The following is a 20,673-nucleotide window of genomic DNA, read 5'->3' as shown; positions in this document are numbered from 1 at the left end:
ATGGGTTATCGTGGTACCTCTATTTTTTGAATAATTTGCCCAATTACATCGTCGGGGCTCAGGCCTTCCATTTCCTTATCGGGCGTAAGCATTACACGGTGCCTTAATACCGGGGCTGCAGCATAAATAATGTCATCAGGCGTAACAAAATCACGCCCTTTAATAGCCGCCAATGCCTTGGCTGCATTGATCATAGCCAGCGTAGCCCTTGGCGAACCACCCAGGTATAATGATTTATGGTTGCGGGTTTCATGAACAATTTTAGCTGTAAATTCCAGCAGCTTGCGCTCAACATGTAGGGCCCTTACCTGTTGTCTTAGCGAAATAATTTCGGCAGCCGATAATACAGATGCAATGTTGTTTAACTGATCTGTAGTTTTTTGCTGATGTTGTTGGGTTATAATAGCAATCTCTTCTTCAAGAGTTGGATATTTAATTTCTATTTTAAATAAAAATCTATCTAATTGTGCTTCGGGCAGTCGGTAAGTGCCTTCCTGTTCAACCGGGTTTTGGGTAGCTAGTACAGTAAAGGGCTCCTGCATTTTATAGGTATGCCCGTCAATTGTAACCTGCTTTTCTTCCATCACCTCAAACAAAGCCGATTGTGTTTTTGCCGGTGCGCGGTTAATTTCATCTATCAGGATGATATTGCCAAATATAGGTCCCTGCTTAAATTCAAACTCAGTTGATTTAGGATTGAATACAGAAGTACCTAATATATCTGATGGCATCAAATCCGGAGTAAACTGAATGCGGGAGTATTTGGCATCAATAGCTTTTGAAATAAGTTTGGCGGTGAGTGTTTTGGCTACTCCGGGTACCCCTTCAATCAAAATGTGCCCATCGGCCAATATGCCGGCTATCAGCAAGTCGATAGACACAGTTTGCCCCACAATAATTTTACCCAGCGTAGCTTTAATCTGGTCAACAGCCAGGCTTAACCTGCTCATATCAGTTCGTTGTTCAAAAAAATCATTTTCCATTGTGTCCGGTTTGGCTGTAAAATTTCTCTATAAGTTTATTTAATCTGATTAATTCGTGGTCGGTAACATGGTGTTGCGCACCTACAAAAATTACCGAATGCACCAGGTCGGTAATAAATTCGATGGCTACGCCCGTTTTTTTTGATAAAGTATCTATAAATTCATTATCAAGTTTGTTGGTTTTAAGGCGGTAATAGTCTCTGAAATGCTCCAATAAATAAATCACTTTTTTGTGGGCTATGTTGGCATTGTCGCGTTTTTCATAATAAACCTGCCCTACAACAGTTACAAACTCCAGGGTCGAATTTTGTAAAGGCTCTACTACCGGTATAACCCGCTGGCGGCGTTTCATTTCGAAAAAAATAAAAACTAAAATACCGCAAAGGCTCAGGTAATATGCCCATTGCAAAGCTGGGTTAGCAAAAAATACCCTTAATGGTGAAAGATCTTCAGGGATATCGCCATTTTGAAATTGGTCCCAATACAAATGGCCGGTAGCCGGTAGGTAGGAGAATGCTTTTTCGACAAAGTCGGATCCTTGCCTGGTTAATAGGCTGTAGTTGGTGAATAAGTCGGGTGTAGCACATAAATACAGGTGCCCCTTGCCAAAACTGTAACTCATAAAAGTGCAGTGATTGGCATAATTTTGAGCCAAAACGGTTGCTTTGGCTGTATCAAGACTGCTAAAATATTGGTTTGCAATATCTCGGTTAAACAGGTAGTTACTTTGAGCCCGTAATTTGCTGTTAACAAAATTAAAAGATACGTTATGTTTAGCATACTCGGCCTGCGACTCAATTTTTAGCGAATCGGCAAGGTAGCCACTCCAATTAAATGCCGACATAAACACCGAATTGCCTGCTTTGACGTATTTCATCATTTCGTCAAAATCAAATTTATTGAGCTTTATGCTTTTGGCTATAATGATGTAATTACCCTGCTGCAGGCTATCGTTATGGAAAACATTGTAAATAGATTTGTTGGTATTGGCAATTTCGGCGTCGGGAAAAAGCTTTTCAAGCTGGTTATGCAAAATATAAGTCCCAAACGGAATTTTATCGTTTTTGGCAAGTGTTGATTGCCAGTTAATAGCGTTGGGCTTATTGTACTGCGCAACAAGGTATACTATAAGCAGGATACTGGCAATTGAAATATAGATTTTAAAATCCTTCATGATATCTCCTTTTTAAAATCTGTAAATAACGTACTGATGTTTTTAAAAACGGAGGCATCAATGCCAAACTCGCCATACCAAATATATTCAAACTGTAGTGTTAGGGTTTTAAATACCTGGCGCTGATTGGGGTTGGTTAATTCATTAATGTAGGCATTGTTTGTTTTGTCAATCTGCCATTTAATAAGGTCGGCATCGCTAAGCTGTTTCAGGCATTTTAAATACAGCAGCCTTACAGCCAGGCGGTAATTGTGCTGCGCGATGGCACGCTCCAATTCGTCGTCAAAATTGATGTCGTGGATGTTTTCCAACGATTCCTGGTAGGGTAAATTTGCTCCCATTGATTTGCGCCTGAACACATGCAGTAAATCGATACCGGCCAGTTTAAGAACCAGGAACACCACAGCCGCAAGCCCTGCGCCTATGAAAAGATACTGCAGTACATATAACAGCACCTGGAAAAACGGGTTCACTTTATTATCCGAAATTTTTGCTGGTTTAAACAGGTTTTTAAGCCAGGTCCAAAACCAATGCCAAAAGCGTGTCCACCATGATGGGTCTTTTTGTATTTCTTCATCGTATTTAAACTCGGGAAGTTTGCTGTAGGCTTTAATAGCTGCGCTATCCAGGTGCCGCACATTTACCTGTTGGGTGTCCAGCTTCAGTATTAAAGGTTTCGTGCTCTTTTTAGCAGGAACAACACCTTTAACTGAATGAACGGGAATAGCGAATGAAAAAAATATAAAGCAGAGCAGGCGCAGCATATTAATATTCTTCAAGCGGTAAATCATTCTCGGGCGTTATTGTGCCCACCTGGTTTATCCTGTTTAATAGGCTGGTGCCATCTTTACTTTCGGTTAAATTGAAATAGCAAAGGGAAAGGCTAACTACGGGTATAATAATAAATACCTGGCACACTTGCTGAAGTGCCGCGCCAATTACTGCAGCAGCTATCGAAAAATGAGCACCCCCTTTAACATGGGTTACTAAACTGATAGCATTAACAATGCTAACTGGTATAACTATAATGGCGCGGCATACTGAAAATATTATCCAGGTAACTACCAATGCGCCAAAAGTTGCCCACCAGTTTTCCTTTATCAAAACAAAACTGCGGTTAAAAGCGTAGCCAAAACTGGTGTTTTCCATGATCATTATAGGGGCCACTAATGCCAGGATAGGAGACATGTATATACCAGGGATTAAACAAAATACAAAACCAACCGCCAGTAGGAGGTTGATCAATATTGAGCTGCCTAATATTTTTAGAAAATAAAATTTGATATAACCCCACATCTCTTCCGCTGTAGGCACCTGGTTGCCCTTCTCTTTATACAAAGCCATATAGCAAAAAACAGTAACCATTATGGCCGTGATGCTTAATAGTGTAAACACCATGGTTAATGCAAATTCGATACCGAAAAAATTAAAAAAGGATGGTGCGTATTGATTGGTATAAGCCCCGCTTGTAAGATTATTAAAATTAGTGGTCATTTTTAGCTGCATCAGGCAAGCGCTAATGGTTGCTGCTACTATAAAAATACCGCAAAACGTAAAAAAGTAACTAAGCAGGGGCTTTAGGTTTTGTTTAATAAAAAGAAACGTGTCGCTTATTATTTCGCCAAAATCGCGGGTTTTAGCTAATTCAATTTTTGGTTGCATAGTGGTTTAGGGTTTTATAAATTTTATTGGGGTATATAATTACATACCAAATGATAAACAATAATGACGAAGTTAAAATGCTAACGCTAAGCCAAACAGGCATTTCGGTATGGCGGGTTACAAAACCTTCAAAAAAGGCCGCAACAATTAAAATTGGTACTATGCCAATGGCTACTTTCATACCGTCTTTCGCGCCTCTTTTTAAGGATACCAAGCGTGTATACGTTTTAGGAAACAAAAGGCTGTTGCCTAAAATAATGCCAGCAGCACCCGCTATCATAATAGACGAAATCTCTAAAGTACCATGTATCCAAACTACCAGGATTGATTTTAAGCCCAATCCCTTACTGAAAAAGTAGTATTGGAACGAGCCCAGCATCAGCCCGTTACGGAAAAGAAAATAAACAGATCCGACAGAAAATATAACGCCGCTTACAAACGTAACCAGCGATACATAGATGTTGTTGGCTGCTATAGCCAAAAACATCAATGTTTCGCCACCTTGTTTGTACACACCAAACGGGTCGCCTTTGGCAATGTTTGCATTGGTCATGTCTATATAACTGTCGCCCAAAATAAGACGCACAAAGTTTTCATCATATTTTGCCGATAGCGCACCTATCAAGCAAAATATGATGAAAAATATAAATGAGTATAGCAACGGCCTTTGGTAGGTTTTAAACAAAATGGGCAATTCGTATTTCCAAAAGGTTAAGAAGCGGTTGCTTTTTTCGCTTTTGTTTTTGTAGATGGATTGATGTAAACCTGCTGCCAGCCCGTTAAGGTAGGCCGTGGTTTTTGATTTTGGATAAAATGTTTTGGCGTAAGCAAGGTCGTCGGTTATTTGGATAAACCTTTCGGCAAGCTCATCAGGATCGTCCGTTGGCGATTGTTCAAAGCTGCTCCATTTGGCAGCGTTTTGTTTTACAAAAAGAGGTTCGCGCATCAGTTATCCAACATTGAAATATTTTGTTAAAATAATTACAAATGCGATATATAACAACTAAAAAAAACATAATTAGCGTTTATATTTGATGATATGCAAACTATAAGAATAACCACATCACAAAACATTGATATTGACTACGAAGTTGCCGGCCTGGGCGAACGTATTGTTGCTTACCTGATCGACATGGCCATGTTTATAGTAATATTTATTGCAGCCATGATTGTGATGTCGATGTTAAACATACTAAATTCCGAAGGGGCGCTAATTGGCGTTTTGGTTATTATATATGCATCGCTATACGTGTTTTATGACTTGGCTTGCGAAATTGCCATGAACGGGCAAAGTGTTGGTAAGCGCATCATGAAAATAAAGGTGATAAGCCTTGACGGTGCCCGGCCCCGGTTCAGCCAATACTTGTTACGCTGGCTGTTTAGGATTATTGATTTTTTCCCGGGCACTATGCATTTGTGTGGATTGATAAGTGTTGCCGTATCTGATAAATCGCAGCGAGTGGGCGATATGGTTGCCGGTACTACACTCATCCGCACCCAGGCGCGCACAAAAATCAACAATATAGCTTTTAGCCCCTCTGCCGATGATTATCAGCCGGTTTTTGCTGCCGCTGCCAGCCTTAATGATAAAGATATTGAATTGATAAATGAGGTAATAAACAGCTATATTAAAAATCGTAACAGCGTGCTGGTGTTTAATATGGCACAACGTATCAAAGACCTCTTAGGGATAACACCGCCAGCCGAAATGAACGATATGTTGTTTTTGCAAACCATTATAAAAGATTACAGCCACATTGTAGCTCAGGCAGATGTACTATAATGCCGGTAAAGGCTGTACATTTTGATGCAATAGCTAATAAGCACTATACTGCCAACAATCATAAACAGTGTTTTTTTTACCGCTGATTTTTTGGTGTCGAGCTTAAAATAGTTATCTGCAATACCGTAGGCAAAAAATAAAAGGAGAGGGATGGCAGGAGGGTATAACGCGAAGCTTTTATTTAAATCGCCTTGTACAAGGGCAATTACCGAACGCTGAAAGCCGCATCCGGGGCAATCAATACCGGTGAAATATTTAAACGGACAGGGTATTAAATGATTTTGCAGCCAGTGGATAAAACCCAACTGACTGCAAAATAATTGTAATGTGATAAAATTGGGCAGCATTAAGCTTGCGGCGTATTAGGGTTAAATGGATCCTGATAATCTTTTGAAGGATCATATGGTTGAAAACCCGCAAAACCAGCACCAGCAGGGCCAATATATTGGTAATTACCAAAGCCGAGTATTGGATAAAATATAAATGGCAATAGTAATAAGCCTATGGTAAAACCTTCGCTTTGGCCGTAGCTTTTGCTTAATAGATTAATAGTCCAGATGCCAAAAATAAAATTGACGCATGGTATTAAAAACATAATAATCCACCATACAGGTTTGCCAACAATTTCAAGTAGTACGATAACATTGTAAATAGGAATAATTGATGCCCATCCTGGCTTACCAGCCTTTTCAAATACTTTCCACATACCAACAACTACAATTACCCACGTAATAATAGCTGGTATCATCATAATTCCAAATAAAGCGGCAAACACCGCGGGAGAACCGGAAGAAGCGTCGTAAGTTTCCATTTTTTAAGGTTTGAGTGTTTTTATAAGTTTTAGTTCATGCAAAATATAAATTTTTTAAATAAAAATTAAGCACTCCATCATATTTATTACAAAGCTTAGTTAGCTTATTATTTTTAAATTTGATGCCGATGGTAAGGGAGCAAATTTCGGTATTTGATATGTTTAAAATAGGGATAGGGCCGTCAAGCTCGCATACCCTTGGGCCGTGGCGCGCTGCCCAGCAGTTTGTATTATCGTTACAACAGCAGAAGGTGCTGCCGCTTGTTAACCAGGTACAAATACTGCTTTATGGCTCTTTAGCCAAAACGGGCCGGGGCCATGGTACCGATATCGCTATTTTGCTCGGCTTGAGCGGAGATGATCCTGTAACTTTTGAGGTTGACAAGATTACCCCTAAAATTAACCACATCACTACATCACATAAATTGATTTTAGGTGGAATTAAAGAAATTGAATTTTCGGTAATTAACGACCTGTTGTTTTTGTTTAACGAAAGTTTGCCTTTTCATCCCAACGCGGTTACTTTCCAGGCGTTTTTGAGTAATGGCAAAGCGGTGTCCGAAACGTATTACTCCATAGGCGGAGGATTTGTGGTTAAGGATGGCGCATCAGCCCAATCAAAACATGAGGTCGATCTGCCGTTCCCGATTGATACTGCTGCCGATTTATTGCACTGGTGTATAAAAACAGGCCTTCGGATTTCGGAAGTGGTGATGGAGAATGAGCTGGCGTGGCGTACTGAACAGGAAACCCGTGCAGGTGTGCTGAATATTTTTAAGGCTTTAAAAGAGTGTATGTACCGCGGCTGCCATACCACAGGCCAGTTACCCGGCGGTTTAAATGTGGCCCGGCGTGCCTTTAAACTGAATGCAAAACTAATAAACAACAGGCCTTACAGTAACTACGATGAATGGATTACCGCTATAAGGCAAACAGGCGATAGTTTTAAAAATATATTGGATTGGGTGAGTTGTTTCGCGTTGGCTGTAAACGAGGAGAATGCCTCTTTTGGTAGGGTAGTAACCGCGCCAACCAACGGCGCTGCCGGCGTTATCCCTGCCGTATTACAATACTATATTGTTTTTTGCGAGGGTAACACTGATGAAAAAGTCATCCAATTTTTGCTGACGGCTTCCGAAATTGGGAGCATCTTTAAAAAAGGCGCCACCATATCGGCAGCCATGGGTGGTTGCCAGGCCGAAATTGGCGTTTCATCTGCTATGGCTGCTGCCGCATTAACAGAATGCTTGGGTGGCACCCAACGGCAGGTACTCATGGCTGCCGAAATAGCCATGGAACATCATCTTGGCCTTACCTGCGACCCTATTGGCGGCCTGGTACAAATCCCCTGCATCGAGAGAAATACCATGGGGGCCATAAAAGCCATCACGGCATCGCAGTTAGCTTTACAAAGCAATCCCGAAAAAGCCAAGGTAAGCCTGGATGCCGTAGTAAAAACCATGTGGCAAACCGCGCTTGATATGAACTCCAAGTATAAAGAAACATCTGATGGCGGGCTGGCTATTAATATCCCTATCAGCTTGCCGGAGTGTTAAGCCCCTGGCCCCCTAAAGGGGGAGTTGTATATCAGGTCAAACGCATCTAATTGGGTTAACATAACTTAACACATTTCAGATATGCTTTTCATAAATATCTAATAATCAATCTATTGTATTTAAACATGGTTAACACTAAACTGATTGCGCAATGGAGGCGAATCAAAAAATATTTGTGCCTGGTGTATTGAAATAGCAGTTATCTTATCAGAATTCCAGCGGGGGTGTTTATTACTCAACGTTATACAGGTAAACTATCCGGCCCAAATTACCGTCGGCATCAATTCCTTCCACGGTTACGCGGTAAGTGCCCCTGGTATCGGCGTTAAAAAAATCAAATTCGGCAACGGCTTTGTCGACTATAATGGTTGGGTTCCAATAAATGGTTGTACGCAAATCGGGCTTTGAGTCGCTTTCATTGATCTTATCATATTTGGGCGAATAAAACTCCCTTGCCTTGTATAATCCGTTTGATTGGTATGTGATAACATCCGGTGTTGATGGTTTAATTGCGGTGCCGGAATGTTTCCTGGAAATGAGGTAAAGTACTTCCCTTGCGCCTGTTGTCATATCCATTTGCCCGGTTGTTCTGATTACTTCGGCACTTTCAATATCTGTCAGTAAAAGGGCACTAAAAATGGCCGGGTCAATAATACTTCCGTCAAGCTTTACCATCATTGGCGGCGGGTTTGGGTAATATTTAGCTATAGACCGTGCGGTATAAAACGAAGCGCCTTCTGCCGAGCTCCTCATCTCGATACCGCGCAGGCGTACGCCCAAAAAAGTGCTCAGGCTTTCTCCAGTCGGCTCTTTCGGAAAATCATTTATCACCTGGTCGGGGTGTTCTGCATGGCTAAAAATGTCTTTTGGCGTATCCTTTTTGTCTTTTATCACCACTTCTTTAAGTTGTATAGTGCGCTTGTCTAAACTTAATTTTAGTTGTTGTTTAACCTGCTTTTGGTAAGCAGTTAATTCTTTTATTGTATCCTTTTCGCCGGGTGCGTTTCTAAACGCAAATGATTTATGACCGGATAAGGTATCAAGCACAACCATTACATTTTTTTTATCCTTATCGGTACGTGCTTGTATCACGTACCTTGCGCTATCCTCAGGCAGCCTGTTAAAGCTGAATTTTCCGTTTTCATTGGTTACGGTATCCAGCATGAAAATGCCAGCTTTGGTTGTTAACAGCTTTACTTTGCCGTTGGGTACCGGTTTGCCATCTAAAGTTTTTACATATCCGGAAATCTGTAATGATTTTTCGGCTTCAAATACCGGTTGCTGGTGCTTATCAGCTAATACCTGTTTCCATTCAAAACGACGATAACCCTGCGTAAGCATTAATATATCCAGGTCGGCCCGGGTTTTATCGGTTATATCAGTAAAGTAGTAGTTGGGCTGCTCGATATATCCTTTAATATCCGAAGTAAGCAGCAAATTGTTCAGGATCGTGTTTTCTGACAATTCATCCACAGGTGTAAAATCTTCGTTGATCACAGATACCGAAAAGCTTCCTGTAGTATAGCTATCGTCGGCAGTTTTGGCATCTAAGCTAAATTTTACTTTTTGCCTGGCTGCAGAAGTTTTGCCTGCCGATGTTACGCTGAGTTTGAGTGCATGGTTATTTTGGATAAAGACTACGCGTTCATTAAGCGGCTCGCCATTTGCAGCAAATAGTGTAAATCGTGTTATCCCTGTTGGGAAACGTTTTTTATCAATAACCGTATTGAAGCTTTGTGCCGCCAGCCTGAATGCGGCTGTGTAACAAATTTTACCAGCCGACTGTGCAAGCAGGTAATAGCCTGCGCTTTTTTGAGTTTCAAATAGCTTATTTGAGGCAACTATGCGTACACTTAAACTATCGGCCTGTGTATTATTAATGGCGATGGCAAAACCTTCATCATGCGCTTTTGGTAAATCAAAGGTATACCGGTTGCCATTTTTACACGTTATTTTAACCTTGTAAAGTTTGCCTGTTGCCGGCGTAATGGCAAATACCCCCATTCCTAAATGCCGGGTTTTAAATTCGGCTACTTCATTGTCGTCATTATCTGTTACTAATCCTTCCAGGTCTTCGCCCAGTCCTTTTTCATCTACCGACTTTATAGCTACTTTTGATCGCAGGCCGTTAATGAGTAGGCCTCCCTCCGGAAAAAACTGCACATCGGGCTTGGCCGTTATATTTTGTTTTTTTGCCTTTATCGCCTGTAAATCGCCTATGCTTATCTGTTGGCTAAAGAAATATGCCGGATCATCGTTACGCATCCAATTAGTATACGCCCGTAATTGATATTTACCCGTTTTTAATAAGACAGGCAAGGCAATATCTCCCCATCCTATGCCCGAGCTTAAAGGCAAGGCCATCCGGCTTATTACCGAATCTTTTGCTGTAAGTAATTCAACATACGCCACGTTGCTGATTGACGACAAGGAGTGGTTTTCGCCGGTTACCACATAGGCCTTAAACCAAATGGTATCGCCAGGCATATACCCCTGTTTATCAAAATGCAGATGAACCTTCTCTACCGGGTTTGCCGATGAATATTTTTCGAGCGCATTAATGGTGCGGGCCAAAAACGCCGAATCGGTTTGGGCAAAGCCGTTCAATGCGCAAAATAAAGTAAACAGGAAAATGAAGGTTAGGCTAAGTTTCATAAAAAACAATAAATGCAATAGTTGAGGGGGCACGCAATAATTAACTGCTACCAACCCGGTTTACTCCACCTTATAGGTATAAACCTGCCGGCCAAGGTTACCCTCAACGTCAATTCCTTCAATTAAAATGCGGTAAGTGGCTTTAGCATCTGCATTAAAGAAAGAAAACGTGGCATTGCCATCTTTATCCGTTATAATATTAGGTTTCCAGTATATGGTTGAGCGTAAATCCTGCATCTGCGTATTAGTTTTAGGGTCGTCATACGCCGGCGAATAAAATTCGCGGGCTTTGTAATATCCCTTTGGTGCATAGGTTACAACACCCGGTGCATAGCGGTTGTAAACAGAGCCATCGCCGCCGCGCCTTGTCGTGATAACCAAAACGCCACCTCCACCACGAAAGCCATAAATTGCCGTATTGCCTATGGTGCGTAAAACTTCAACACTTCCTACGTCATTTGTAGATAAAGTATTTAAATAATCTCCATCAACCTGCATTCCATCAACCATAACGGTCATCGGCTGGTTTTGGCTGCGGGTTGAGTAAGGGACTCCATTTCTAAAAGTCACCCCAAATATTTTCATTTGTAAGGAAGAGACAAAGTTTCCGCCCATGTTCTCAAAATCTTTGTAAGTAAGTACCTGGTCGGCGTTGCCGGGGCCATTTAAATTGTTGGAGTTTTTGACAAGGTCTTTTTTGCTCTTTACGTCCTTTATAAATACTTCTTTTAAAACAATAGTATGGTTGCCAATTCCATATTTAATATCCTCATTAAACTTGCTTTTGCTGTTTTTAAGATAAACAGCCTGGCCATCGCTGATGTTTACCTGTATATCGGGAGCATTTTTGTTTTTGCCTGTGGCTTGCGGGGCAATATTATCCAGTTCAATTTCCAGGTTTTTGCGGTCTTTAGCGGTGCGCGCCTGTATTACAAACCGGATGCTGTCCCTGAAAACAAGGTCTTTAAAAACAAAGTTACCCTTATCGTCAGATACCGTATCAATCATGAAAACACCGCCCGCTGTAGTGAATAACGTTACTTTACCCCTTACGACGGGTTTGCCCCAAAGGGTTTTTAAATGGCCGGATACCTGCAATGTTTTTTCGGGTTTATAAACTATTGGGTTAAAACTATCATTCAGTATTTTCTTCCATTCAAAACGACGATAGCCTTGCGTCATGAGCAGCACATCCAGGTCGGCCTGTGCATTTGCGTTCGCGTTGTGAAAATAATAGCCCGGTTTTTCGATATATCCTTTCAAATCGGACGAAAGCAGGATATTTGATAGGATAGTTTCTTCTGCCGTTTCATCAACCGAAACTTTCGACAGATCAATAACCGCTGCCGAGAAACTGGCGCTTACCGGCTTGTCCTCGGTATTTTTGGCATTCAGGCTGATGGTCACTTTTTCACGGGGGGCGTATTTTTGCTTGTCGCCGGTTACCGAAAGTTTTAAATCATCATTGTTTTTAACAAACACCAGGCGCTCGTTTAGCGGTTCGTCCTTATCTGAAAATAAAGTGAATTGCACAATGCCAGATGGGAATTTGCTTTTAGGGATTTCGGCGGTAAAAGTTTTTCCGCCATCCGCACTGTTGCCTGCGTAATAAATCTCGCCCCCCACCTGCGCTACCAGCAGAAGCCCTGCTGTGGGCGTAGCACCATTTAAGAGGTCTTTGCCCGGCAGTATTTTAATCAAAATGTTGTCGTCATATGAATTATCAATGGCTAAGGAGTACGCGTTATCAACCGCCTTAGGCAAATCAAATATTCCTTCAGTTCCGTCAGGATAGGTAATGTGTGCTTTGTAGGTTTTCCCCGCCGTCGGCACAAATTTAAAAAAACCCATACCCAGGTGAGTGCTATTGAAATTGGCAGTTACCTGGTTTTGGTCATCCATTATAGTCCCCTTTACATCTACCCCCAAACCATCGGCGCCAATGGCCTTAAAAGCTATTTTTGAATTTATCCCGTTAATAAGGGCACTGCCTTCGGGGAAAAACTGAACATCAATTTTGTTGGATACTGCCTTTATGGCAATGGCTTTCTCGGCCATTTTCTTCTCGGCATATTTAATGGTGGTTAGTATTTGACCGGTGGCGGCAAAATCGTTAGTGCTGTTTATAAAGCTAGCTTCAATATTACCTTTATCATCGGTAACACCCTTGCCTTTAAAAACGGTTTTCCCGTTCAGCTCAATATGGTAGCTCACTTCCTTAGCTACATAAGGTTCGCCGTTAATATTACTATAGCTAATGAGCGCGTTTACCTTTTGTTTGCCATTTTGAGTGGAATAAGTAAACGCGGTTTTAGTAAAAACGTTATTGCTGATGCTATTTGTAACGGTAATTGTTTTATCAAAAAAATAAGCTTCACTTTCATTACGCATCCAATTGGTATAAGCGCGAATACGGTAGTTGCCTTCTTTCATCGAATCGGCAAGGGCAAAATCGCCATTGGCCAGGCCGCTGATTAATGGTAATTTGATACTTCGCTTTACAGAGTCATTTTCGTCAATCAGGTCAACATTCAAAATTTCGCTTAATGCCGAAAGCTGGTGTTTATTACCGATGGTTACGTACGCTTTAAACCAGATGTCATCGCCAATAGCATAGCTGGGTTTATCAAATTGCAGGTAAACTTTTTCCTGCGGATGCTCGGCCCGCCATTTATCAAGCTGGTCGACCATTTTGCGCAGCAGTTCTTCGCCCGGGCCCTTAAAACTCAAAATAGCTGTAGCGATTACAGTTATCAATAAACCGGCAAAAAGAGGTTTGTTTTTCATCAGGTAAATAATTTTCAATCTACGGAAAATATTATAATAATATTATAACAAGTGTGTTACGGCAGGGGAGGCTCGGAAAATGGTTTAGGTTTTACGTGCTACGTTATAAGTTTTACGTTGATAAAACTGTGTTTAAAGTTATGGAGGTTTTGGGTTTTCATAGGTAGAGGTTTTGGATAGTTGGCGGTTTGACTGTTGGTTTAGGTAAAGGTTTAATCCGTCGGAAAAAAAAGTGAACATGTTTCTTACGACTAAAGGCTAATTAGCCCTAAAAAAACGCACAACGTATCACGTATAACTTACAACGTACTAAAACTTATTCTTCCACATCATGCTTTCAACCGGGCGGGTGGTAGGGTTGTTGTATTTGGCGTTGTTTTTGGTGTTGTACAGGGTTTCAATTTCGCCTTCAACAACAAAATATATCAGTTGGCCAATGGGCATGCCGGCGTATACGCGCACGGGTTGGGCGCATGATATTTCAAGTGTCCAGGTGTTGCAAAAACCAACGTCGCCTTTGCCGGCTGTGGCATGTATATCAATACCCAAACGGCCAGTGCTCGATTTTCCTTCCAAAAAGGGTACATGTTTATGAGTTTCGGTATATTCTACCGTTACGCCCAGGTAAAGGGTGTTGGGCTGCAGTACAAAGCCCTCTTTAGGTATCTCAAAGGCATCAATTTCGTTATGTTTTTTGGCATCAAGTACCCTATCGCGGTAAGTAGCCAGGTGTTTACCCAAATGCACATCATAGGAATTGGTGCCAAGCTTCTCGCGCGCAAATGGTTCAATAATGATGGTTCCTTTTTCTATTTCTTCGAGGATGCGCTTATCAGATAATATCATAGCCAAATTTGATGAGGGGCGAAAATATGACTAATTACCGCAACAGGCAACAATAAACAATCAAACATTGTTGAAATTGATTGTTGAATGGAATTTGGTATACAGTTAATTAAAAATCAATCGTTTATGAATATGATATGGCAATTATTATAATTAAATTTATTTGGCATAAGTTTGCGTCCGATTTTGCAATTTTACTTTTATGGCGATAGCATACCGGCAGCGTATTGATGATGACACTGAGTTTGCACTCTGGAAAATAGAGGAGCAGGCAGATGACCTGTATAAGCAATTGCAATTGGATGAAGATGAGAAAGCTTATGTTGAAAAGCTAAGCCACAGTAAGCGCTATCTGCACTGGTTGGGTACCCGCGTATTGTTGCGCAAAATGCTGAGCACCGATGAATATATTGATTGCAAGGTTGACGCGCATGGTAAGCCGTACCTGGTAAACCTGCCATACCATATTTCGCTGAGCCATTCGTTTGATTATGCCGCAGTGATGATTAGCAAAACCCATAAAGTGGGAATTGATATTGAGCAGATAAAAGAAAAAGTTGAACGCATAGCCGCTAAGTTTATGCGCCCTGACGAACTTGCCTTTATTGGCGATGATAAAAAGATAGAACACCTGTATGTATGCTGGTGTGCCAAAGAAGCCGTTTATAAATGCAACGGACAAAAAGAGGTATCATTTGTCGATAACATTTTTTTAGAGCCTTTTAACTTTGAACACCATGGCGTGCTGAATGCCAATTTGCATAAAAATGAACTTAATTTGGACTACACAGTTGGCTATATGCAATACGCCGATTATATGATTGGCTACGTAAAAGAAGATAAGTGATGAAGAATAAGAAAGTATTTTTCCAGGATTGGGGCCTGATAGATTACCAGCAGGCCTGGGACAGGCAGGAAGACCTGTTTTCGGCAACGGTAAAAACCAAGCTGGATAACCGCAATAACGAACTGGCTTATGCCGAGGCAGCTAAAGCACTGGTGCCTGCCGATACTTTTGACGCCTTTGAAGCTGATGAAACCTTCAATTACCTTGTTTTTTGCGAACACCCTCATGTGTATACTTTAGGCAAAAGCGGCAAACCTGAACATTTACTATTGGATGAAGCCGGGCTGAAAGAAAAGCAGGCCGTTTACTATACTATTAACCGGGGCGGGGATATTACCTATCATGGCCCGGGGCAGATAGTATCGTACCCGATATTGGATTTGGATAATTTTTTTACTGATATCCACCTATACCTGCGTACGCTGGAGGAGGCTGTGATATTAACCCTGGCCGATTATGGTTTAAAGGCCGGCCGTTACCCAGGCTACACCGGTGTTTGGTTTGATGCCGATAACGACAAGGCCCGCAAAATTTGCGCTATGGGTGTGCGCTGCAGCCGTTGGGTAACCATGCATGGCCTGGCATTTAACGTAAACCCCAACCTCGATTATTTTAAAAACATTGTGCCTTGCGGTATTGATGATAAAGCCGTAACCTCCATGCAGCAGGAACTTGGCTACGAGGTAAATATAAATGAAGTAAAAGAAATCCTTAAACACCACATTTCCGTATTGTTTGATATGGAGATGTTGTCATGAAAGCACTATTTTTAATTTTATTTTCGATAAGCGCCCTAACCGCGTGCTCAAAAAAGACCGATCAGATGCAAAAGATAAACAGCGGTGCCATTCCGCAGCCTGCAGATACAGTGCCGGTAACCGGCGCTGCAACAGATACCCTGAGCTACCTTGCTTTGGGGGATTCATATACCATAGGTCAGTCTGTTAGCCCTGAAGAGTCTTTCCCTTATCAGCTTGCAGCCATTCTGCCTGGGTTTAAAGTAACCGAACCAACAATTATAGCGCGTACCGGCTGGATAACCGACCAACTGATAGATGCCATCAAAAACAGCACTATCAATGATAAAACCTATGATTTTGTAACCTTACTCATTGGTGTTAACGACCAGTACGGAGGCTATAGTAAAGATAACTACCGTATTAAATTTGCAGCGGTTTTAAACACGGCTATTAAGTTTGCAAAAGGCAATAAAAAGCATGTATTTGTTTTATCTATCCCGGATTATGGCGTAACGCCCTTTGCCAATGGAAATGATGCGTTGATTGGACCCGATATAGACAAGTTTAACGCCATTAACCTGGATGAGAGCAAAAAGGCAGGAGTTATTTATGTTGATATTACCGCCATCTCAAAACAAGCCGCATTTGACCTAAGCCTTCTGGCTAACGACAGGCTGCATCCATCTGCCAAAATGTACAACCAGTGGGTGTTAAAGCTGATACCCGAGATACTGCCACAGTTTAAAAAATAGGGCTGGGCTTTGGCCGGTGGTTATCGGCTTAAACCCAGGCCCGGTAATAAATTGTTAATTTTTATTGAGGTAAAACTTTTCCCAAAAATCGGTTGATTTGGAAAGTTCGCTGCGGCTGCCTTCGGCACCGCCGCCGCTCATGCCTTCTCCGCGACCGCCCCTGCCGCCACGTCCGCCGCCACCTCCCATGCCGCCGCCGCGTCCTCCGCGACCACCTCCGCCGCCCATGCTGCCACCTTGCCGTTCACCATTGTTTTCCGTTCCGTCACCTTTTGGTTTTTGGATGCCGTTTATTTTAAAATTGAAAGCCCACTCGGTTTTAAACTGATCATCGGCATGGAAAAAACTCAGGGGTATGGCCATTTCATAAACAAGGTTACCTTCGGCATCGTAATCAATGGCCGCCTTGATACCGTAGGTATTCGAGGTGGTGATCATGTCGCCTTCGATATCTTTAAAACCAACTACTTTAATGTCGCGTAATTTGGTTATGCGTTCGCGCTGCAAATCGTCGCGGTCTTGCTGAGTAACTTCGGTATTGTCGTCGGGGCGTTTGCCAAAATCGGGTTTGCTTCCCGGTTCGGCTAAGGGGAAGGTGAGCGAGAAGCTTTCTTTCTTTTTACCTTTATTATCAATGCTTAGGGTGATGCCTGCATTCAGCGTACGCATCTGGTCCATTTTATCGGTTATTTTGATGGCGGCGTAAAGGGTTGTCTGGTCATTGGCCAACGCGTAGTTTAGTTTCCGGTCTTCGTTAAAGTAGCGCAGGCTATCGCCCCAATCTTTGTCGTCGCCGTCTATTTTGATTGTTGGGGGTGGGGGGTGTAACCTGGCCGGTCCGCTTTTGGATGCCTGAGCGTTTGCTGTGGCAATGGTAAATAGTTGAACTGCTAATGGGATGATAATGCAACCAGCGATTTTTTTCATGTTGTTTAGATTGTCCGGTGTGTAGCAGGCACACAGTTGGGGTATGTTTTTAAGTGAATTGAACACGATTTTAGTATTTTTATTATTGTTTTTGAGTAATTTTGTAGTTACGTATGCCAACTGAAACACAGGAAGAAACATTTACCCTCGAAGAATTGCTGGCCGGACTTAAGGAAGTTCACCGCCTGATATTATGGAACGATGATTTCAACACGTTTGACCATGTGATCCACTGTATGATGAAATACCTGGATTACTCCGAACCGCAAGCCGAAAAAATTGCCTGGAAAGTACATAACGAAGGCAAGTGCGCGGTGCTGGAAGGCTCCTTTACCGAAATGGAGATCTACCGTAAAATTCTTCAGCAAGAAGGATTGACCGTATCGGTTGATTAACGTTGTATGTGGTACGTTGTACGTTTGCCGGAATAGGAGGAAATCAAAGTAATTTAGATATAATAATAAAAGAGGCTGTATCATAAATCAAAATGACCGTCTGAGAATCGCCTGTACGAAAATTGCCTCCATCAGGTACCCGAATAAATCACGCAAAAAAGAGGCTGATCATGATTTATGATACAGCCTCTTTTTATTATTTAAAACGTACAACGTCAAACGTACAACGTAACACGTTATCCGACGAGGTAATTCCAGCCGTGGGTATCTTCTGCTCTGCCGTATTTAATGGCATCAAGGGTGGCCAATACTTTTTGTGAAAACTCGCGTGTTTTTGGATCGCTCAGGAAATATTCCTCGCCATCAACACTGATAGAGCCTACTGATGCGATGGTTGCGGCAGTGCCTGCGCCAAAAGCATCGGTTAGTCTGCCGGTTTTGGCGCCTTCAATAATTTCGGCAACAGAAACTTTGCGGGTTTCAACCGGGATGCCCCACTCTTTGGCTAAAGCGATAACGGTATCGCGGGTTACGCCATCTAAAATGGTGTCTTTTGCTTCGGCGGTTATCAGTTTGCCATCCAGCATAAACATGGCGTTTGCAGCGCCCATTTCTTCAACGTATTTATGTTCTTTGGCATCTGTCCATATCAGTTGGTCAAAGCCTTCCTCGGCTGCCTTGCGCGAAGGTAACATCGCGCTGCCGTAGTTGCCGGCTGCTTTTGCGTAACCCATACCGCCTTCGGCGGCGCGGGTGTAGTAGGTTTCAATTTTTACACGTAGTGTTTTTGAAAAATACGGACCAACAGGCCCACAAATTACCATGTATTTATACGTTGCCGATGGTGTTACGCCCAGGTAAGGATCTGTTGCGAACATGAACGGGCGGATGTATAAAGCATGGTTTGGTTTTGATGGTACCCACTCGCGGTCAAGGTCAACCACGGCGGCCATACTTTGTAAAAATATTTCTTCGGGCAGGGTAGGCATACAAAGCCTTTCTGCCGATTTATTAAAACGGATAGCGTTTTTATCGGGGCGGAAAATGGTAACCTTTCCATCAGCATGTTTGTAGGCTTTCAATCCTTCAAAAAATGACTGGCCGTAATGCAGGGCCGAAATTGCCGGGCTTAAACCAATCTCGCCGTAGGGAATGACCTGCAGGTTTTTCCATTCACCATCAGCATAATCGGCCACAAACATGTGGTCAGAAAATGTTTTTCCGAAAGGTAAGTTGTCAAAATCCGTTTCTGCTAAACGGGAATGCGTGGTCTTGGTGATCTTGATGTCCAGCGTCTCTGTCATGGCCTTAAGTATTATTTATTAGAAAACGGCAAGTTAGGAATTTTTTTGTTGAGATGTGTTAAGGAATTGATAGTAAGGGTAAAAAATGCCGCGTCGGATAGTAATGCCGGGTATGCTGTTATTTTTCAAGGGAGTGATTTAAACGGAAGTGTGGGGTATGAGGGGACAACTATTAAAATTATGTAGCATAATTTTCCTTACCGCGTTTAAGTACTGATAGTAGCGGTTGCTAATTTCTTATGATATCGTATCCAAAGAAACCTTCGCTTGTGGTTAAAGTGAGAGATTTCTGTTTATCAACAACAGTGCCGCAGGGATAAATGATCTGCTTGTTTAGTCCTTTATGTTCTATTTCGATGTAAGGCTCAACACACTTGCCGATAGGGCTACCATTATCCGCCGCAATAACAATATACGTTTGTGTTGTGGTTTTGGCATCGGCAAAATAATAGTTTGCGGCCATAAACAGGTAAAGTGGCAGCCCGGCGCATGCAATTCCATAACCTATGGCCAAAAAAAACAAAGACGACGTGGGCGGATAATATTTCTGAAATATGCGAAGAAGCAGCAAAAACGCTACGGTCGAAAATCCGGCCCATATAGTCAAGGCGCGCGGCAGCGATATAAACGTGAGCCTGAATAAGCTGATTTCTGCTACCAACGCAGCTATACCAACGAAAAGAGCAATCAGTATGATAATACCGGGAATTTTTGATTTGGGTGGTGGGTATATGGGCTGTGAGTAGTTGTAGTACATTTAATGAAGATGAGCGAAATGATGAGTGATTATCTACAGATTATGGTCTGGTGGTTAGATTGTATTTGTTGATTATCATACCGCCCGGCCCTAATTCCAAATTGCCACCATTTACCACCCAATCTTTTACATCATCAGAAATTCTCCAGATGCTGTTCAATTTATGGAGCCTTTTATCAATTAAGCGCGATACTCGTATACCCCAATTTTTATGCTTCTGTCTTAGTTCGTCATGTTCTACCCATCCGGCCTTATAAAAAATACGACCGGGCGAAATTAATGCTGGTGTTCTTTTACAATCGGCAAACTGCATGATTGGGTCTTTGTAATAATCAAATATAAATCGGTCTTTGTTATCGCCATGATTTAATTTAAATCCTTTAGGTTCTCTAAATTCATTTTTTAGCCAGAGCGTAAAGTAGTCAGCATCAATTAGCGTGGTGATCTTGCTAACAGGGGCTGGTTTTTCTTGTTCAAAAGCGCCTCCGATAAAGACGTCAACTTCGCATGTGTCGATAAGGGCATTTAGTATACTGATTGTTTCATCACGGGTTATGAAGAAGTTTAATTGGCTCATTGATGTGTGGAGGATTCAGGTTAGGGTTGATAAAGACTTACGAAGTTTTTAAAACTTCGTAAGTCTTGGATGTATACGATAATTGTGGCCCCTTCAAGTTGATCCGCACAGTTCGCG

20 protein-coding genes are annotated in these 20,673 nt (G+C 42.1%); 6 read left to right on the top strand and 14 right to left on the bottom strand.

The genetic code is table 11. The annotated features are described in order from the left end of the window. Positions 1-5: 5 nt before the first annotated feature. The 5 genes from PQ469_RS24080 to PQ469_RS24060 are packed head-to-tail and all read right to left on the bottom strand — an operon-like array spanning position 6 to position 4,765. Complete coding sequence (locus PQ469_RS24080; RefSeq protein ID WP_274209935.1) at positions 6-983, bottom strand: AAA family ATPase; 978 nt, start codon at positions 981-983, stop codon at positions 6-8. Further along, the gene (locus PQ469_RS24075; protein WP_274209934.1) at positions 973-2,157 is read right to left on the bottom strand and encodes a DUF4350 domain-containing protein; all 1,185 of its coding nucleotides are present in this window, start codon (positions 2,155-2,157) and stop codon (positions 973-975) included. Before PQ469_RS24075 ends, PQ469_RS24080 begins: the two co-directional genes overlap by 11 nt. Beyond that, positions 2,154-2,936 (bottom strand): DUF4129 domain-containing protein, encoded by a 783-nt coding sequence (locus tag PQ469_RS24070; RefSeq protein ID WP_274209933.1) that lies wholly within the window; start codon positions 2,934-2,936, stop codon positions 2,154-2,156. Before PQ469_RS24070 ends, PQ469_RS24075 begins: the two co-directional genes overlap by 4 nt. Continuing rightward, complete coding sequence (locus PQ469_RS24065) at positions 2,923-3,819, bottom strand: hypothetical protein (protein WP_274209932.1); 897 nt, start codon at positions 3,817-3,819, stop codon at positions 2,923-2,925. Before PQ469_RS24065 ends, PQ469_RS24070 begins: the two co-directional genes overlap by 14 nt. Next, a complete protein-coding gene (locus PQ469_RS24060) occupies positions 3,803-4,765 on the bottom strand; it encodes a stage II sporulation protein M (RefSeq protein ID WP_274209931.1) in 963 nt (320 codons plus the stop codon). The genes PQ469_RS24065 and PQ469_RS24060 overlap by 17 nt, the downstream gene beginning before the upstream one ends. A gap of 93 nt (positions 4,766-4,858) precedes the next feature. Here PQ469_RS24060 and PQ469_RS24055 point away from each other — a divergent pair, with 93 nt between their 5' ends. Further along, on the top strand, positions 4,859-5,602 hold the full coding sequence (locus tag PQ469_RS24055; protein ID WP_274209930.1) for an RDD family protein: 744 nt from the start codon (positions 4,859-4,861) through the stop codon (positions 5,600-5,602). Here the strand turns inward: PQ469_RS24055 and PQ469_RS24050 are convergent. Continuing rightward, the gene (locus PQ469_RS24050; protein ID WP_274209929.1) at positions 5,584-5,949 is read right to left on the bottom strand and encodes a DUF2752 domain-containing protein; all 366 of its coding nucleotides are present in this window, start codon (positions 5,947-5,949) and stop codon (positions 5,584-5,586) included. The genes PQ469_RS24055 and PQ469_RS24050 overlap by 19 nt on opposite strands. Next, positions 5,949-6,413 carry a DUF5684 domain-containing protein gene (locus tag PQ469_RS24045; protein ID WP_274209928.1) on the bottom strand — a complete coding sequence of 155 codons (465 nt, stop codon included), beginning with the start codon at positions 6,411-6,413 and terminating at the stop codon, positions 5,949-5,951. The genes PQ469_RS24050 and PQ469_RS24045 overlap by 1 nt, the downstream gene beginning before the upstream one ends. 128 nt (positions 6,414-6,541) lie before the next feature. Here PQ469_RS24045 and PQ469_RS24040 point away from each other — a divergent pair, with 128 nt between their 5' ends. Beyond that, the gene (locus PQ469_RS24040; protein ID WP_274213846.1) at positions 6,542-7,969 is read left to right on the top strand and encodes an L-serine ammonia-lyase; all 1,428 of its coding nucleotides are present in this window, start codon (positions 6,542-6,544) and stop codon (positions 7,967-7,969) included. A gap of 231 nt (positions 7,970-8,200) precedes the next feature. On the opposite strand, the gene PQ469_RS24035 is transcribed toward PQ469_RS24040, so the two are convergent. From PQ469_RS24035 to dcd, 3 genes are all read right to left on the bottom strand, one after another. Continuing rightward, complete coding sequence (locus tag PQ469_RS24035; protein WP_274209927.1) at positions 8,201-10,624, bottom strand: TonB-dependent receptor; 2,424 nt, start codon at positions 10,622-10,624, stop codon at positions 8,201-8,203. Positions 10,625-10,684: 60 nt separating this feature from the next. After that, positions 10,685-13,411 (bottom strand): TonB-dependent receptor, encoded by a 2,727-nt coding sequence (locus PQ469_RS24030; protein WP_274209926.1) that lies wholly within the window; start codon positions 13,409-13,411, stop codon positions 10,685-10,687. Between the two features lie 309 nt (positions 13,412-13,720). After that, the gene (gene dcd, locus PQ469_RS24025; protein WP_274209925.1) at positions 13,721-14,257 is read right to left on the bottom strand and encodes a dCTP deaminase; all 537 of its coding nucleotides are present in this window, start codon (positions 14,255-14,257) and stop codon (positions 13,721-13,723) included. 202 nt (positions 14,258-14,459) lie between these two features. Between dcd and PQ469_RS24020 the strand changes: the two genes are divergently transcribed. The 3 genes from PQ469_RS24020 to PQ469_RS24010 all read left to right on the top strand — a co-directional run bounded on the left by PQ469_RS24020 (position 14,460) and on the right by PQ469_RS24010 (position 16,596). After that, positions 14,460-15,104 (top strand): 4'-phosphopantetheinyl transferase family protein, encoded by a 645-nt coding sequence (locus tag PQ469_RS24020; protein ID WP_274209924.1) that lies wholly within the window; start codon positions 14,460-14,462, stop codon positions 15,102-15,104. Further along, positions 15,104-15,862 (top strand): lipoyl(octanoyl) transferase LipB, encoded by a 759-nt coding sequence (gene lipB, locus PQ469_RS24015; protein ID WP_274209923.1) that lies wholly within the window; start codon positions 15,104-15,106, stop codon positions 15,860-15,862. Before PQ469_RS24020 ends, lipB begins: the two co-directional genes overlap by 1 nt. A gap of 65 nt (positions 15,863-15,927) precedes the next feature. After that, on the top strand, positions 15,928-16,596 hold the full coding sequence (locus PQ469_RS24010; RefSeq protein WP_274209922.1) for an SGNH/GDSL hydrolase family protein: 669 nt from the start codon (positions 15,928-15,930) through the stop codon (positions 16,594-16,596). A gap of 54 nt (positions 16,597-16,650) precedes the next feature. Here the strand turns inward: PQ469_RS24010 and PQ469_RS24005 are convergent, their stop codons facing one another. Beyond that, positions 16,651-17,523 (bottom strand): hypothetical protein, encoded by an 873-nt coding sequence (locus PQ469_RS24005; RefSeq protein WP_274209921.1) that lies wholly within the window; start codon positions 17,521-17,523, stop codon positions 16,651-16,653. Between the two features lie 113 nt (positions 17,524-17,636). Here PQ469_RS24005 and PQ469_RS24000 point away from each other — a divergent pair, with 113 nt between their 5' ends. Further along, positions 17,637-17,918, top strand: coding sequence for an ATP-dependent Clp protease adaptor ClpS (locus PQ469_RS24000; protein WP_090641497.1), 282 nt, complete (start codon positions 17,637-17,639; stop codon positions 17,916-17,918). A gap of 236 nt (positions 17,919-18,154) precedes the next feature. Here PQ469_RS24000 and PQ469_RS23995 read toward each other — a convergent pair whose 3' ends face one another. The 3 genes from PQ469_RS23995 to PQ469_RS23985 all read right to left on the bottom strand — a co-directional run bounded on the left by PQ469_RS23995 (position 18,155) and on the right by PQ469_RS23985 (position 20,556). Beyond that, positions 18,155-19,222, bottom strand: a complete 1,068-nt coding sequence (locus PQ469_RS23995) for a branched-chain amino acid aminotransferase (RefSeq protein ID WP_274209920.1) — start codon at positions 19,220-19,222, stop codon at positions 18,155-18,157. A 229-nt stretch (positions 19,223-19,451) separates the two neighbouring features. Next, positions 19,452-19,979, bottom strand: a complete 528-nt coding sequence (locus PQ469_RS23990; RefSeq protein ID WP_274209919.1) for an NfeD family protein — start codon at positions 19,977-19,979, stop codon at positions 19,452-19,454. A 40-nt stretch (positions 19,980-20,019) separates the two neighbouring features. After that, positions 20,020-20,556 (bottom strand): hypothetical protein, encoded by a 537-nt coding sequence (locus PQ469_RS23985; RefSeq protein ID WP_274209918.1) that lies wholly within the window; start codon positions 20,554-20,556, stop codon positions 20,020-20,022. Positions 20,557-20,673: the final 117 nt, after the last annotated feature.

The sequence above is a fragment of the Mucilaginibacter sp. KACC 22773 genome, from assembly GCF_028736215.1.
GTDB lineage: Bacteria > Bacteroidota > Bacteroidia > Sphingobacteriales > Sphingobacteriaceae > Mucilaginibacter.
The sequence above is the reverse complement of the archived record's forward strand: the minus strand, read 5'-3'. Positions and strand labels throughout refer to the sequence as shown.